Annotated in this window: 13 protein-coding genes; 6 read left to right on the top strand and 7 right to left on the bottom strand. The window is 57.3% G+C overall.

The features are described 5' to 3' along the window. The first annotated feature begins 52 nt into the window (after positions 1–52). Both GFB49_RS05985 and GFB49_RS05980 read left to right on the top strand, forming a co-directional pair. Positions 53–937 carry a DMT family transporter gene (locus GFB49_RS05985; RefSeq protein WP_153214923.1) on the top strand — a complete coding sequence of 295 codons (885 nt, stop codon included), beginning with the start codon at positions 53–55 and terminating at the stop codon, positions 935–937. A gap of 72 nt (positions 938–1009) precedes the next feature. Next, on the top strand, positions 1010–2161 hold the full coding sequence (locus GFB49_RS05980; protein ID WP_153214922.1) for an alpha-D-ribose 1-methylphosphonate 5-triphosphate diphosphatase: 1152 nt from the start codon (positions 1010–1012) through the stop codon (positions 2159–2161). A 478-nt stretch (positions 2162–2639) separates the two neighbouring features. Here GFB49_RS05980 and GFB49_RS05975 read toward each other — a convergent pair whose 3' ends face one another. The 3 genes from GFB49_RS05975 to GFB49_RS05965 all read right to left on the bottom strand — a co-directional run bounded on the left by GFB49_RS05975 (position 2640) and on the right by GFB49_RS05965 (position 4919). After that, the gene (locus tag GFB49_RS05975) at positions 2640–3716 is read right to left on the bottom strand and encodes a 5-(carboxyamino)imidazole ribonucleotide synthase (RefSeq protein WP_153214921.1); all 1077 of its coding nucleotides are present in this window, start codon (positions 3714–3716) and stop codon (positions 2640–2642) included. Then, entirely contained in the window at positions 3709–4197 is a 489-nt protein-coding gene (gene purE / locus GFB49_RS05970) for a 5-(carboxyamino)imidazole ribonucleotide mutase (protein WP_153214920.1), read from the bottom strand. The genes GFB49_RS05975 and purE overlap by 8 nt, the downstream gene beginning before the upstream one ends. Positions 4198–4694: 497 nt before the next feature. Further along, entirely contained in the window at positions 4695–4919 is a 225-nt protein-coding gene (locus GFB49_RS05965; RefSeq protein ID WP_153214919.1) for a YdcH family protein, read from the bottom strand. A 181-nt stretch (positions 4920–5100) separates the two neighbouring features. Here GFB49_RS05965 and GFB49_RS05960 point away from each other — a divergent pair, with 181 nt between their 5' ends. The 3 genes from GFB49_RS05960 (at position 5101) to GFB49_RS05950 (ending at position 6755) form a co-directional block, all read left to right on the top strand. Next, positions 5101–5514 carry an Hsp20 family protein gene (locus GFB49_RS05960; protein WP_343032485.1) on the top strand — a complete coding sequence of 138 codons (414 nt, stop codon included), beginning with the start codon at positions 5101–5103 and terminating at the stop codon, positions 5512–5514. A gap of 6 nt (positions 5515–5520) precedes the next feature. Next, a complete protein-coding gene (locus GFB49_RS05955; protein WP_153214918.1) occupies positions 5521–5745 on the top strand; it encodes a DUF1150 family protein in 225 nt (74 codons plus the stop codon). 119 nt (positions 5746–5864) lie between these two features. Beyond that, positions 5865–6755: a PhzF family phenazine biosynthesis protein gene (locus tag GFB49_RS05950; RefSeq protein WP_153214917.1), complete on the top strand. Its 891-nt coding sequence runs from the start codon at positions 5865–5867 to the stop codon at positions 6753–6755. Positions 6756–6772: 17 nt separating this feature from the next. On the opposite strand, the gene GFB49_RS05945 is transcribed toward GFB49_RS05950, so the two are convergent. After that, positions 6773–7207, bottom strand: coding sequence for a helix-turn-helix domain-containing protein (locus GFB49_RS05945; protein ID WP_153214999.1), 435 nt, complete (start codon positions 7205–7207; stop codon positions 6773–6775). Positions 7208–7318: 111 nt separating this feature from the next. On the opposite strand from GFB49_RS05945, the gene GFB49_RS05940 reads away from it, so the two are divergent. Then, the gene (locus tag GFB49_RS05940; RefSeq protein WP_153214916.1) at positions 7319–8533 is read left to right on the top strand and encodes an MFS transporter; all 1215 of its coding nucleotides are present in this window, start codon (positions 7319–7321) and stop codon (positions 8531–8533) included. A gap of 66 nt (positions 8534–8599) precedes the next feature. Here the strand turns inward: GFB49_RS05940 and GFB49_RS05935 are convergent, their stop codons facing one another. The 3 genes from GFB49_RS05935 to GFB49_RS05925 all read right to left on the bottom strand — a co-directional run bounded on the left by GFB49_RS05935 (position 8600) and on the right by GFB49_RS05925 (position 12328). After that, on the bottom strand, positions 8600–10099 hold the full coding sequence (locus GFB49_RS05935; protein ID WP_343032484.1) for a methyl-accepting chemotaxis protein: 1500 nt from the start codon (positions 10097–10099) through the stop codon (positions 8600–8602). A gap of 50 nt (positions 10100–10149) precedes the next feature. Then, on the bottom strand, positions 10150–10446 hold the full coding sequence (locus GFB49_RS05930) for a hypothetical protein (RefSeq protein WP_153214914.1): 297 nt from the start codon (positions 10444–10446) through the stop codon (positions 10150–10152). Positions 10447–10612: 166 nt separating this feature from the next. Next, positions 10613–12328, bottom strand: coding sequence for a bifunctional sulfate adenylyltransferase/adenylylsulfate kinase (locus GFB49_RS05925; RefSeq protein ID WP_153214913.1), 1716 nt, complete (start codon positions 12326–12328; stop codon positions 10613–10615). Between the last annotated feature and the right edge of the window lie 221 nt (positions 12329–12549).

Raw genomic sequence — 12549 nt, 5'->3', positions numbered from 1 at the left:
TCCAAGCCGTTTTCCCATAGTTCGGTCACGCGGACGGGGTTATGCAGGTCCTATGCGTCTGTTCATTCTTCTTTGCCTCACCCTTGTCGCCTTTGCGGCCAATTCGGTTCTGGGCCGCGCGGCCATCGGCAACGCCTATATTGATGCCACGAGCTTTGGCTTGCTCCGCCTTGGATCCGGGGCTGCGATGCTGGTGGCGCTCTGTGTGATGCGCGGGTTGCCTTTGCGCCAGCCCTGGAAGACCAGTCTGTGGGGCGGCGCGTCCTTGACGCTTTATATGGTCGGGTTTGCGCTCGCCTATAAAGACCTTGATGCGGGTCTTGGCGCGCTGGTGCTATTTGCCGTTGTTCAGATCACGATGTTCGCCTGGGGGGCTGTGACAAATCAACGTCCTGGCGGGCTTCAAATTGCCGGGGCAGGCATGGCCTTGGTTGGTCTTGCCTATGTGGTCTGGCCTCGCGACGGCGTCTCCGTGGATCTGTGGGCGTCTTTTCTGATGGGGTTAAGCGGTCTGGGCTGGGGCATTTACTCCCTGCTTGGACGTGGCGTGAAACTGCCCGTTGTGTCAACGGCGTTGAACTTTGTATGGGCCACTGCGCTTGTGCTGCCGATCTTCCTGATCACAGGCGGGGCACATGTGATTTCTGCGCCAGGTGTTGTGTTGGCAGTGGTCTCAGGGGCTGTGACCTCTGGTCTGGGGTATGCTTTGTGGTATGCGATCCTGCCTTTGCTGACGGCCCCGGTGGCGGCGACGGTGCAGCTGTTGGTGCCAATCATTGCGATCCTGGGCGGGGCGTTGTTCCTGGGGGAGGCCATCGGACTGGCCTTGGTGATCGGCACGGTTTTGATCCTTGGTGGCATTGCCGTTGTCGCCCTGGCACCGAAACCCGCAGCAAAGCGGGTCGCGGAAGGTGGCGCCAACCGCGCGGCACGCTGAGTGGTTTGACTTTTGCAGCGCTCGCGGGCAAGAGCGGCGCACTGGTGAAGGAAAACCCAAAAAGGCATCGCGATGACAAGTCTGGAGGTCACCCTGACGGGTGCGGATGTGCTGCGACCGGATGGTATTGAGGCGCGTGGAAGTGTGACCCTGACACAGGGCATTTTGTCGGACAGCCCGGCTGACCGGCAGGTTGACCTGTCGGGATATCTTGTCCTTCCTGGCATAATCGATCTGCATGGTGATGGGTTTGAACGCCATCTGGCCCCGCGGCGTGGCGCTATGAACGAGATGGACGAGGGCGTTTTGGCAGCCGAGGCAGAGCTTGCGGCCAATGGGATCTCAACCGCAGTCCTGGCGCAGTTTCACAGCTGGGAAGGTGGCTTGCGTGCTCCGGAATATGCGGAACGTGTGTTTGCTGCGATGACAGCTGTGCAAGACAAGACCGTGACGGATTTGATGCCACAGCTGCGGTTTGAAACTCATATGTTGGATGATTACGCCGGACTGCCGGACAAGATCCGCAAATTTGCGCTGCCGTACATTGTCTTTAATGACCACCTTCCACACTCAAAGCTGGCGGCGGGGAAAAAACCACCACGACTGGTTGGGCAAGCGCTAAAGGCTGCCAGAAATCCGGAGGTGCATCTGGCGATGATGCAAGAGATGCACCGGCGTCGCGATGAAGTGCCAGCGGCGCTGGATGCGCTTTGCGGCGAGCTTGCCAAGATGGGAGTCAAAATGGGGTCGCATGACGACCAAACCAGCGCGGGGCGGGCGGTCTGGCGCGCGCGAGGTGCCGCGATCAGCGAGTTCCCAGAGACACTGGAGGCGGCACAGGCCGCGCGGGATGGCGGAGATCACATCATTCTTGGCGCACCCAATGTGGTGCGCGGGGGATCGCATAACGGCAATGTCTCTGCCAAAGAGCTGATCGAACAAGGGCTTTGTGATGCTTTGGCCTCCGACTACCACTACCCCAGCCCAAGACGCGCGGCCTTGATGCTGGTGCGCCAGTCGGTCTTGGATCTTAAGTCGGCTTGGGCGCTGGTCTCAAGCGGGTCTGCACAGGTGCTGGGGCTGCGCGACAGGGGGGAAATTTGCACAGGTCTTCGGGCGGACCTCGTAATTCTGAACGCCAAAGACAACCAAGTGGCCGCCACGATTTCAGGCGGCCGTGTCAGCTATTTGGCGGGCGATATTGCAAACAGATTTCTGGGCTAACACAGGGAGCGCCCCGCTTCGGGCACCCCTTGGCCAAGGCCAAGCGGGCCGTCAGCGCGGCGCGGAAAAGACCCCGTTGGGTCCTTTTCCGAGACCGTCACATCCGGTTTCGCGAGCCTGAGGATCCCGCGTGGCGTGGTTGCCTTCGGGGGGGGACAGGTTAACAGCAGGACTATAGTGACTTAACACCGATGCACAATTCATCTGGCCTAATCGAAGAGCTTGTCAAAAGACGACCCACGCAATTGCTTCGGCGCAGATGCTCTACAAAGTCGGTAAATATGCTCGCTCAGGCCATGCTCAAAGCAAGGTGCATTGTGAATTTTAGGACCGCTGGTCAAAAATACTCTGGCCAAGCCCTGACGAGCCGATACCTGTTCTTCACCTTTTCTAAAATACTCCGGGGGAAGAGGGCTCACAGAGCCCGAACGGGGCAGAACCCCAGCGGCGCCCGAAGTGGGCGCCGCCGCCGTTATGGTTACGCCTTGTGAGCGGTAATCCGATTGATGTGCCCCATCTTGCGACCGGGTTTCGCCTCGGATTTCCCGTACATGTGAATGGCGGTGTGTTTGTCTTGGCTTAATTGCATGACACGCGCAATGTCGCTGCCGATCAGATTTTCCATGACCACATCCGCAAAGCGTTCACCTTCGCCCAGAGGCCAGCCAACCACGGCGCGGATGTGTTGTTCAAACTGATCTACTGTACAGCCGTTTTGGGTCCAGTGGCCTGAGTTGTGAACGCGCGGCGCAATTTCGTTTACGATCAAACCGTCGCTCGTGACGAACAGTTCAACGCCCATGACGCCGACATAATCCAGCGCATTCAGAACCTGCCCGGCCAGCAAAACGGCGTCCAGGCGTTGACTGCCAGAGAGACGAGCAGGCACGGTTGTGGTGTGCAAAATGCCATCCCGGTGCACATTCTCACCGGGATCATAACAGGCGACCTGACCATCCATGCCCCGTGCGGCAATCACAGAGATCTCGTGGCTGAAATCGACAAACCCCTCCAAAATTGCAGGTGCACCTGCCATGTCGGCGATGGCTTTGGCCACATCCTCTGCCGTGTTGATGCGAGCCTGGCCTTTTCCGTCATAGCCGAAACGACGTGTCTTCAGAATCGCAGGGGTCCCAATCTGCGCGACCGCCTGTTCCAAACTGGCCATGTCAGTCACATCTGCATAAGGCGCGGTACGCAGACCTAGACCCTGCAAAAAGGACTTTTCTGTCAACCGGTCCTGGCTCACCCGCAAAGCTTCGCGGCCCGGGCGGATAGGACGAATGGTTTCCAAAATATCCAGGGCTTCAGTGGGAATGTTCTCAAACTCGTAAGTGATGACATCCACATCGGCAGCAAAGGCCTTCAAAGCCTTGGCGTCCTCATAGGCAGCCGTGGTGTGGCGGTCTGCCACATGTCCGGCCGGTGGGGTGAGGCTTGGGTCAAAAATATGCGTTTGAAACCCAAGGCGCGCCGCCGCTACCGACAGCATGCGCCCCAATTGTCCGCCGCCCAGAATGCCGATGCGCGCACCAGCTGGAAGTGGGTTAGTCATCAGAAGGCTCCTCGGGAATGGAGGCCGACAGCGCCTCTCTCCAGGCATCAAGACGCGCCGCAAGGGCTTCGTCTTGCAGCGCCAGAATACCGGCAGCCATCAAGCCAGCGTTTGCTGCGCCGGCGGATCCGATTGCCATGGTTGCAACCGGAAAGCCTTTGGGCATCTGAACAATGGAGTAAAGGCTGTCAACGCCGGACAAGGCGCGTGTTTGCACGGGAACACCAACAACCGGAACCCGGGTCTTGGAGGCGACCATACCAGGTAAATGTGCCGCACCACCGGCACCGGCAATGATGACCTGAAGACCGCGCGTTGCCGCAGATTTACCGTAGTCCCACAGCCGGTCTGGTGTGCGATGCGCCGAAACAATTTTTGCTTCATAGGTGACGTTCAATTCGTCAAGAATGGCGGCGGCCTCCTTCATTGTGGGCCAATCTGATTGGCTCCCCATGATGATGCCCACTTTTACCTCAGCCATACGCATAAAGCTCCTTCGGGTGGTCCGGGTGTAAAAACCGTTGCCAAGAAACGGTTTCGAATGCGCGCGCACTATAGAGAAGCTGGGCAGCGGCGCAATGGTTCGCGGACCTTGTTGCCCAGTTTCCTTACAGCTGCCGTCCCTCGGTGGTCTCCCGCGCCAGCGCTCCTGCATCACAGATGCAGGAGCCTGACTTGGGCCAAGCGCCTCACAAGCCGGCTTGTGAGGCGCCCCCCCCTCATGGGGCATCTGTCACGTGCACAACAACTGTTTAGGCCACTTGCGCAGCGCAAACGACCGAAGGTCGGCAGCGCTGCCAGGCCCAACGCTCAGCGCGTGCGGGGCAAAAGCCCCGGATGTGTTGGGGGGCGGGAGGGCGCTCTGTCCATACGCCTCCAGCATCAATTGCGCCTGTTCCTTCCTCGCAAAAGGGTGGTCCCTTCTGGACCTTGGAGCATTGACCGCGTCACACAAGGGGGACGGGACCAGCTCCGTTCTCAGGCGATGATGTCCGGGGTTAGCCGGTCTTCAATCAGCGCAATCACGTCTTTCAGCTGCAATTTCTGCTTTTTGAGGCGGCGAACGGTCAGCTGGTCGCTGGTTGCCTTCTCTTCCAGAGCAGTGATTGCCTCATCCAGATCGCGGTGCTGCCTGCGAAACACCTCAAGCTCGATTTTCAAAACCTCATCGGTTTTCATCGAAAGATCATTAGGCGCATTCATTGGTTAGACTCAGATGCTGATGATAGGAACATCCTCATTCATAAGGTTTTAACCGGTTTTTCGCTAGGCCTAGAGAGGGTTGGCCTTGTGAATTCCTCTGAACTGCCCATATTGGAGAGAGCCGGGCAGCCAAATCGGGGTCTGGTGCAAAGACGTCGCTTTTGTATGAAGGACGAGATACGTGTCAAAACTTACCTTGGGCTCTTACCCGCATATGTTGGGGTTTGAGCAATTGGAACGCCTGCTGGAACGCTCTGCCAAATTTGGCAACGAAGGCTACCCTCCGTATAACATCGAACAAACTTCGGATTTCTCCTATCGCATCACGCTGGCCGTGGCTGGATTCGCAGAAGAGGATCTGTCGATCACGATCGAAGACCGTCAACTGGTGATCCGCGGCCGTCAAAGTGACGACAGCGAGGGCCGGGTGTTTCTGCACCGTGGCATCGCCGCGCGGCAGTTTCAGCGCATGTTTGTGTTGGCGGATGGAGTCGAGGTTGGCGAGGCTGTGATGGAGAATGGTCTTCTGCATGTGGACCTGACCCGCTCACGCCCTGAAACCGTCGTTCAAACAATCAACATTAAGAAGGGGTAATATCAGATGCAGGAAAATTTTGAAAATCTCAGTAGCGCGCAGCGCGTGGTTTATGTCAAAGCCGTTGATGTGGCCGCCTTGCCGCAAGACGTACAAGACAGCGCCGAGGGGCGCAGCCACCTGTATGCGGTGCATGACGATAATGGCGAACAACTGGCCTTGGTTGCGGATCGCCGGATGGCTTTTGTGCTGGCGCGACAAAACGACTGTGCTCCTGTCCCCGTTCATTGAGCGGGCGAGCTTGGGTGAGCAAGCCTCCAAAACAATGTAAGGATACACAAGGCGGGTTTTGACCCGCCTTTTTTGGTGCCCTAGGTTGGCTGAGCCACACAACTCGGAGCACAGTCACCATGTCCACAACAGCCTTTGATTTTGATTGGGTTGATGCCTTTACCGATCGCCCCTTTGGCGGAAATGGCTGTGCTGTTGTGCACGGCGGCGCGCATCTGGGCGAGGATATCGCCTGCACTTATGTGAAAGAGACGTCTTTGGTCGAATGCACTTTCACGGGCCCATCCTCTGTGGCGGACGTCCATGTGCGGTATTTCCTGGCCAGTCGCGAGATCCCTTTTGCAGGTCATCCGACCATTGCCACCGTGGCGGCCCTGCGCAGTCGCGGATTGGTGCGCGGCGATCATTTAACCCTGGAAACACAGGCTGGAATTGTTGCGATCGACATCCAAGGGGATGAGATTGAGATGACGCAGATTGCGCCGCAATTTGGCCCCGCCATCGACCCAAGCCTGGTTGCGGCGGCAGTCTCACTGCCGGTTGAGGCGATTGTGGGTCAGCCGCAGCAAGTGTCCACGGGGTTGCCATTTTGCATCACAGTTCTGAAAGATCACAACAGCCTCGCTGCGGCGCAGCTGAACCTGGATGCGCTTGCTAAGCTGGCCCAGTCAGCGGGCGCGGATGGCATTGATCTGATGGAACCTTTTCTTGTGACGCTGCAGGGCGCGACGGCTGAGGGCGATACGTTTTCACGGCTGTTGATGGCCCCTCCAAGCCCGCCTGAGGATCCATTTACCGGCTCGGCAACAGGAGCAATGGCGGCCTATCTGTGGCATCATGATTTGATGCCCAAAGATATTTTTATAGCCGAGCAAGGCCATGGAATGGGACGGCCCGGTCAGGCGCGTGTGACCCGCGTAGGGCCCAGTTCAGACATGACGGGCATCAAAGTTGCCGGGCAGGGGTTTGTCTTGATGTCTGGGCGTGTTCACCTGCCTGACAGGCTTTGACACCTTGGGCCTTGGGTTCAGGCCTTGGGGAGAGCGACTTGTTTCGTTCGACCCCGGCGTTGGATCCGGGTGGCCAAATGCAACAGCCGTTGAAACTTGGGGCAATCAAGCGGGTCCGGGTGCGGGCACTCTGCGGCGTGGCGTAACATGTCGCGCAACCCTGACAGCCGTGTGATCTGAGCGTCCAGCGCATCCGCGCGTGCGCGCAATTCGGCGCGGTCTCGCTGGGGTTGCCCATCAGGACCGATCATGGCGGTGATTTCTTCCAATGAAAACCCAGCGGTCTTGGCCAAAGAAATCACCGACAGCTGAACCAGCGTCTGCGGGCCAAACAATCGTCTTAACCCCTTGCGACCAACGGATTGGATCAGCCCCAATTCCTCATAGTAGCGCAAGGTTGACGGGGAAAACCCCGATTGTTTCGCAACAGCCGAAATGTCCAGAACACTCAGCTGCGGGGGCGCTTTTTGCGGAGACGTGCAGGTGTGTTCCAAAATTGACCTCAAGCTGACTTCAAGTTGCATCCTCAAGAGAATCGCTGATGTTCACAAGAGGAAACTGAAATGATCGACACATACCCAACCGCGCGGCTGTGGACCGAACCTGCCGCGTTTGCCCTGCTGCTGGCGGCATCCATGATGGTTATGGGCAATGCTACCCTCAGCCCGGCGTTGCCTTTGCTGGCCGCAGAGTTTGCAGACGATCCCTTGGCGGATTGGCTCAGCCGGTTTCTGGTCCCGGCACCTTCTGCTGCCGTTGTTATCTTTGCGCCCCTTGCGGGCCGTATGGCTGACACGATGGGGCGTAAACCTTTGATGCTTTGGGGTGTTGCCTTGTTTGCAGGAGCGGGCTGTGCCGGGTTCTGGTTGCCGGATCTGCGCTGGATGATAGCCAGCCGTTTGGTGCTGGGTGTTGGCATGGCGTTGATCCTGACCACGCAGATCGCCTTGCTTGGGGATTTGTTCCAAGGGGATAGACGTCAAAAGATGCTGGGCTTTCAGATTTCGGCGCGCAATATATCGGGGCTGATCTGCATATCGGGTGCGGGTGTTCTGGCCACATGGGATGCGCGCTTGCCCTTTGCGATTTATGGGCTGGCCTTTCTCTTCTTGTGGGTTATCGCGCGTGGCCTTCCGGACGACGGTGCGACACGGGCCACACCGGGCGATCAGAGCCCCGCTGAAGGGGACGCCAAACCGGGGCGCTGGATGCGGTCTGTGATGATCATCGCGGTGTTTCAGGGCATCCTGAACATGTCGTTCTTTGTCATGCCCACCCAAGTGCCGTTCTTCCTCAACAGCTTAGGCGTGGCAGCGCCCGTTTATGCTGGGGCGACGCTTGGTGTTATGACGCTGGCTGCGGCGATTGCAGCAATGCGGTTTGCACAAGTGTCCGCCATTCTGAGCAACGCCGGCACCTGTGTGGCCGGTTTTGGCAGCATGGCCTTGGGCTATGGCACCTTGGCGCTGGCACCGGGGCTTGAAGTTGCAATGCTGGGCGCGACGATTGTTGGCATCGGCTATGCGCTGGCCTCGCCCGTTTTTGCAGGGATGATGCTCAAAGCGGCGCCCTTGCATTGGAGGGGGCGGGCCAGTGGGCTGCTGACAACGGCGACATTTGTCGGCCAATTGGTGTCACCCGCGCTGAGCATTCCAGCCATTCAGGCCTGGGGGTTTCCGGTGACTTATGGAATTCTCGCGGTTTTCTTGCTGCTGCTGGCCGGCGGTTGGGCGATCTGGAGCGGGTTGCAAAACGCAGGTATCGCCGCCCGCGGGTGAAATCGGCTCAAATGTAACACGCCCGCCAAAAGGCGGGCGTTTTGATAGTTACACACAGCGGTGGCGTCAGGCCGCGTGGGTGTTCGACGTATGTGAGACGCCCGAGAAATAACCCATCAGACCATTCAACTGATTGGCTTCGTCGCACAGCATCTGACCGGCGGCTGTGGCTTCTTCGACCATGGCGGCGTTCTTCTGGGTCACCTGATCCAATTGGCTCACGGCGCTGTTTAATTCACTGATACCGGTCGATTGCTCGGCGGCTCCGGTGGCGATGTCGCCGATCAAACCAGATATTTCACTAACCCGCTCGGTGATTGAGGCAATCGAGGTGCCAGCTTTGTCCACCAGTTCGACGCCTTCACCAACCTGTTCGGAGCTTTCGGAAATCAGCGCTTTGATCTCTGTTGCCGCATCCGCAGAGCGCAGCGCCAGGCTACGAACTTCGGAGGCTACAACCGCAAAGCCACGACCGCTTTCACCGGCACGGGCCGCTTCGACGCCCGCGTTCAACGCTAATAGGTTGGTCTGAAATGCAATGTCATCAATGACCGAGATAATTTGACCAATCTTGTCCGAGGATGCTTCGATCCGGTTCATCGCCTCAACGGCAGTTTTGACAGTTTGGCTGCAGTCTTCGGCCTCGGTACGTGCGGTGCGCATGGTCTCTTCGACGCCGCGTGCGCCTGATGCCGCTGCACGTACAGAAGACGTCAACTCCTCCAGGGCCGCGGCAGTTTGCTCCAAGGTCGCTGCCTGGCTCTCGGTCCGCATCGACAGGTCTTCGGACGCCTGACTAATCCCATTTGCGCCATCATTGATCGCCCGCGTTTTATCCAGCGCGCCAGAGATGGTGTCAGAGATTTTTTCGATGGTGTTGTTAAAATCGGATTTCAAACCGCGGTAGGCATGGGGAAAATCCTCGGTGATCGTGCAATCCAATCGGCCCTGCGCCAACGCGCCAAGGCGGTCGCTCAGCAGCCCAACGATATGCTCTGCTTCTTCTTTGTTTTGGTTTGCATCACGTGTTGCACGTTCGGCGGCTTCGGCCTGTTCTTGAACCGCATCTTGTTGCATGGCCAGTGCCATATCGGCTGCGTTCTTTTTGCGTAGGCTCAGCAGAAGAACACCGGTTTCCAGAACAACAATAACTGCGTGAATGACTGTTCTGGTGAGGTTCTCAACCATATCGCCGCCTGGATACACAAGGGACGGCAGCAGGAAGCTGAGGCTGACGTGGTGGACGGCAATCAGGCCTGCCGCCAGCAGAAGGGCCGTTGGATTGCCCAGCGTCGACACAATCGCCAAAACCGCAAAATACAGCATATGGGTGTCCATCTGCCACGGGTGACCCGCCAGTGAAGCAGTGATCAAGATACAATGGCCCACCAAACACGCGCTAAGCAGAAAGTCGTGGGATTGTTTATCCAACCGTGTTGCCAGGAAGCTGAGCAGCGTCAACCCGGCGCTTAGACCTGCAAAAACGGTCCAGGGCAGCCCACCACCGAAAAACAGTGCAGCGAGTGTGGGAACCGGAAGCAACAGCCAGCTGACAGCCTGTTGCAAGAATTTTTCGGACGCAAACAACCCTTGGGGTTGATGTGAAGGGGAAGGCGTTAAATGGCGCAAAACTCTGCGATCCTTTTACCATCGATGACAAACCACGCGCCGTTTTCTAAGAGACGCGTCACATCTTCTGCGTTGGTGGGCACCACAAAAGCCCCCATCGGAGCGCTCGACGAGAGCAGCTGCGCCACCTGAGCCGTCTGCGCAAGCTGTGTTGCGTTGACCCAAGGCGGAACGATCACCAAAGCCGGTGAACCAATTGTGGGAGAGGGAGCGCTGGCAAGCGCCAATAGAGGCGCGAGGAGCATAGTAAACACACAGGAACATATGACGATAAAACTGGGCATGGTATCCAAACAAGATGCCCGCCCTGATTAATGCGAATTGATTGTCAATGATTTAACGATATGTTTTTGAACCGATTTCGCTAATTCCAATTGTTCCTATTTCATACCTTATAACGCAATTGGCCCGCCAAAACTGGCGGGCCAAATGAAGGTGTTGTGGATGCCGTTAGCCTTTGATCAGGCCCATGGCTTCCAGTTTCAGGATGACCTGATGTGCGCAGTTGTCGACATCGACATTCTCGGTCTCAACGCGAAGCTCTGGGTTTTCCGGAACGTCATAGGGATCCGAAATACCGGTGAACTCTTTGATTTTGCCTTCACGCGCCAGCTTATACAGGCCTTTGCGGTCGCGGCGTTCGCATTCCTCGATGGAGGTTGCTACGTGCACTTCGACAAACGCACCATATTGTTCAATGCCCTGACGGACCTGACGGCGTGTGGTGGCGTAAGGAGCAATCGGCGCGCAGATCGCGATACCACCGTTTTTGGTGATTTCAGAAGCAACATAACCGATCCGCTGGATGTTCAGATCGCGGTGCTCTTTTGAGAAGCCAAGCTCGGATGACAGGTTCTTACGAACGATGTCACCGTCAAGCAGGGTAACCGGACGGCCGCCCATTTCCATCAGCTTGACCATCAAAGCGTTTGCAATGGTGGACTTGCCGGACCCGGAGAAACCGGTGAAGAAGACGGTGAAGCCCTGGTTGGCGCGCGGCGGCTTGGTCTTGCGCAGTTCCGAGACAACCTCCGGGAAGGAGAACCATTCCGGGATTTCCAGGCCTTCCGCCAGACGACGGCGCAGCTCGGTGCCCGAGATGTTCAGGATGGTGATGTCATCCTTGTCCTCAATCTCGTCGATGGCTTCGTATTGCGCGCGTTCCGCAACCCAGACCATGTGTTTGAACGGCACCATTTTGATGCCCATTTCTTCTTCGTGCTCTTGGAAGAGTTCCTGCGCGTCGTAAGGACCGTAGAAATCTTCGCCCTGGCTGTTTTTGCCGGGGCCCGCGTGGTCGCGGCCAACGATGAAATGGGTCAGACCGTGGTTTTTACGGATCAGACCGTGCCAGACCGCTTCACGCGGGCCAGCCATACGCATGGCCAGCGGCAGCAGCGACATGGAGGTGGTGGACGCCGGATACTTGTCCAGAACCGCCTCATAGCAGCGAACGCGGGTGAAGTGGTCCACATCACCGGGTTTGGTCATGCCGACCACGGGGTGGATCAGCAGGTTTGCTTCGGCTTCACGCGCGGCGCGGAAGGTCAGTTCCTGGTGTGCGCGGTGCAGAGGGTTGCGGGTTTGGAACGCAACGATTTTGCGCCAGCCCAGCTTGCGGAAATAGGCACGCAGCTCGTTCGGCGTGTCACGGCGGGCGCGGAAGTCATAGTGTACCGGCTGTTGGATGCCGGTGATAGGACCACCCAGATAGATTTTGCCTGCTTGGTTGTGCAGGTAATCCACCGCCGGGTGCGCGATATCATCGGCACCAAATACTTTTTCCGCTTCGACCGATTTGTTCGGCTCCCAGCGGTCGGTCACGGTCATGGTGGCCAGGATTACACCTTCCTGGTCGCGCAAAGCGATGTCTTCGCCAATTTCCAGAGATTGCGCAAAGTCTTCAGACACATCCAACGTGATCGGCATTGGCCACAGTTGGCCGTCTGCCAGACGCATGTTTTCAACAACACCATTATAGTCGGCTTCGCTCAGAAAGCCTTTCAGCGGATTGAAGCCGCCGTTCATCAAAAGTTCCAGGTCACAAATCTGGCGCGGGCTCAGGTCATGGCTTTTGAGGCTTGCGGCCTCAACCTTCAGCTTTTGCGCGGACTCATACGATACATATAGCTCCGGAATGGGAGCCAAGTTACTCAATGTGGACATGCGAATTCTCTCATCGTTCTCGCAGAATTGGTAAAGGGAGGTGCCTTTTCCAGTTGGGGGCATACAGGTAACAGGACGTTGATGTCCACCACACCAATGTAAAAAGGACAAGATGTGCTTCTGCTCGCGCATCAAGACCCCTGTTCGGCCTTTTTCATGAGCTTTGGGACGAGATTATGGGTATTTTACGAATTTCAGATGAAATGTGTTTCCAAAGCGCC

This window comes from Tritonibacter litoralis (genome assembly GCF_009496005.1).
Classification (GTDB): domain Bacteria; phylum Pseudomonadota; class Alphaproteobacteria; order Rhodobacterales; family Rhodobacteraceae; genus Epibacterium; species Epibacterium litoralis.
Note: the sequence above shows the minus strand (reverse complement) of the source record. Positions and strands in the feature narration are given on the sequence as shown.

Bases quoted from the DNA above. Each gene is read 5' to 3' on its own strand.
- GFB49_RS05985 (WP_153214923.1), top strand. From the start codon at position 53: ATGCGTCTGTTCATTCTTCTTTGCCTCACCCTTGTCGCCTTTGCGGCC.
- GFB49_RS05980 (WP_153214922.1), top strand. From the start codon at position 1,010: ATGACAAGTCTGGAGGTCACCCTGACGGGTGCGGATGTGCTGCGACCG.
- GFB49_RS05975 (WP_153214921.1), bottom strand. From the start codon at position 3,716: ATGACTAACCCACTTCCAGCTGGTGCGCGCATCGGCATTCTGGGCGGC.
- purE (WP_153214920.1), bottom strand. From the start codon at position 4,197: ATGGCTGAGGTAAAAGTGGGCATCATCATGGGGAGCCAATCAGATTGG.
- GFB49_RS05965 (WP_153214919.1), bottom strand. From the start codon at position 4,919: ATGAATGCGCCTAATGATCTTTCGATGAAAACCGATGAGGTTTTGAAA.
- GFB49_RS05955 (WP_153214918.1), top strand. From the start codon at position 5,521: ATGCAGGAAAATTTTGAAAATCTCAGTAGCGCGCAGCGCGTGGTTTAT.
- GFB49_RS05950 (WP_153214917.1), top strand. From the start codon at position 5,865: ATGTCCACAACAGCCTTTGATTTTGATTGGGTTGATGCCTTTACCGAT.
- GFB49_RS05940 (WP_153214916.1), top strand. From the start codon at position 7,319: ATGATCGACACATACCCAACCGCGCGGCTGTGGACCGAACCTGCCGCG.
- GFB49_RS05930 (WP_153214914.1), bottom strand. From the start codon at position 10,446: ATGCCCAGTTTTATCGTCATATGTTCCTGTGTGTTTACTATGCTCCTC.
- GFB49_RS05925 (WP_153214913.1), bottom strand. From the start codon at position 12,328: ATGTCCACATTGAGTAACTTGGCTCCCATTCCGGAGCTATATGTATCG.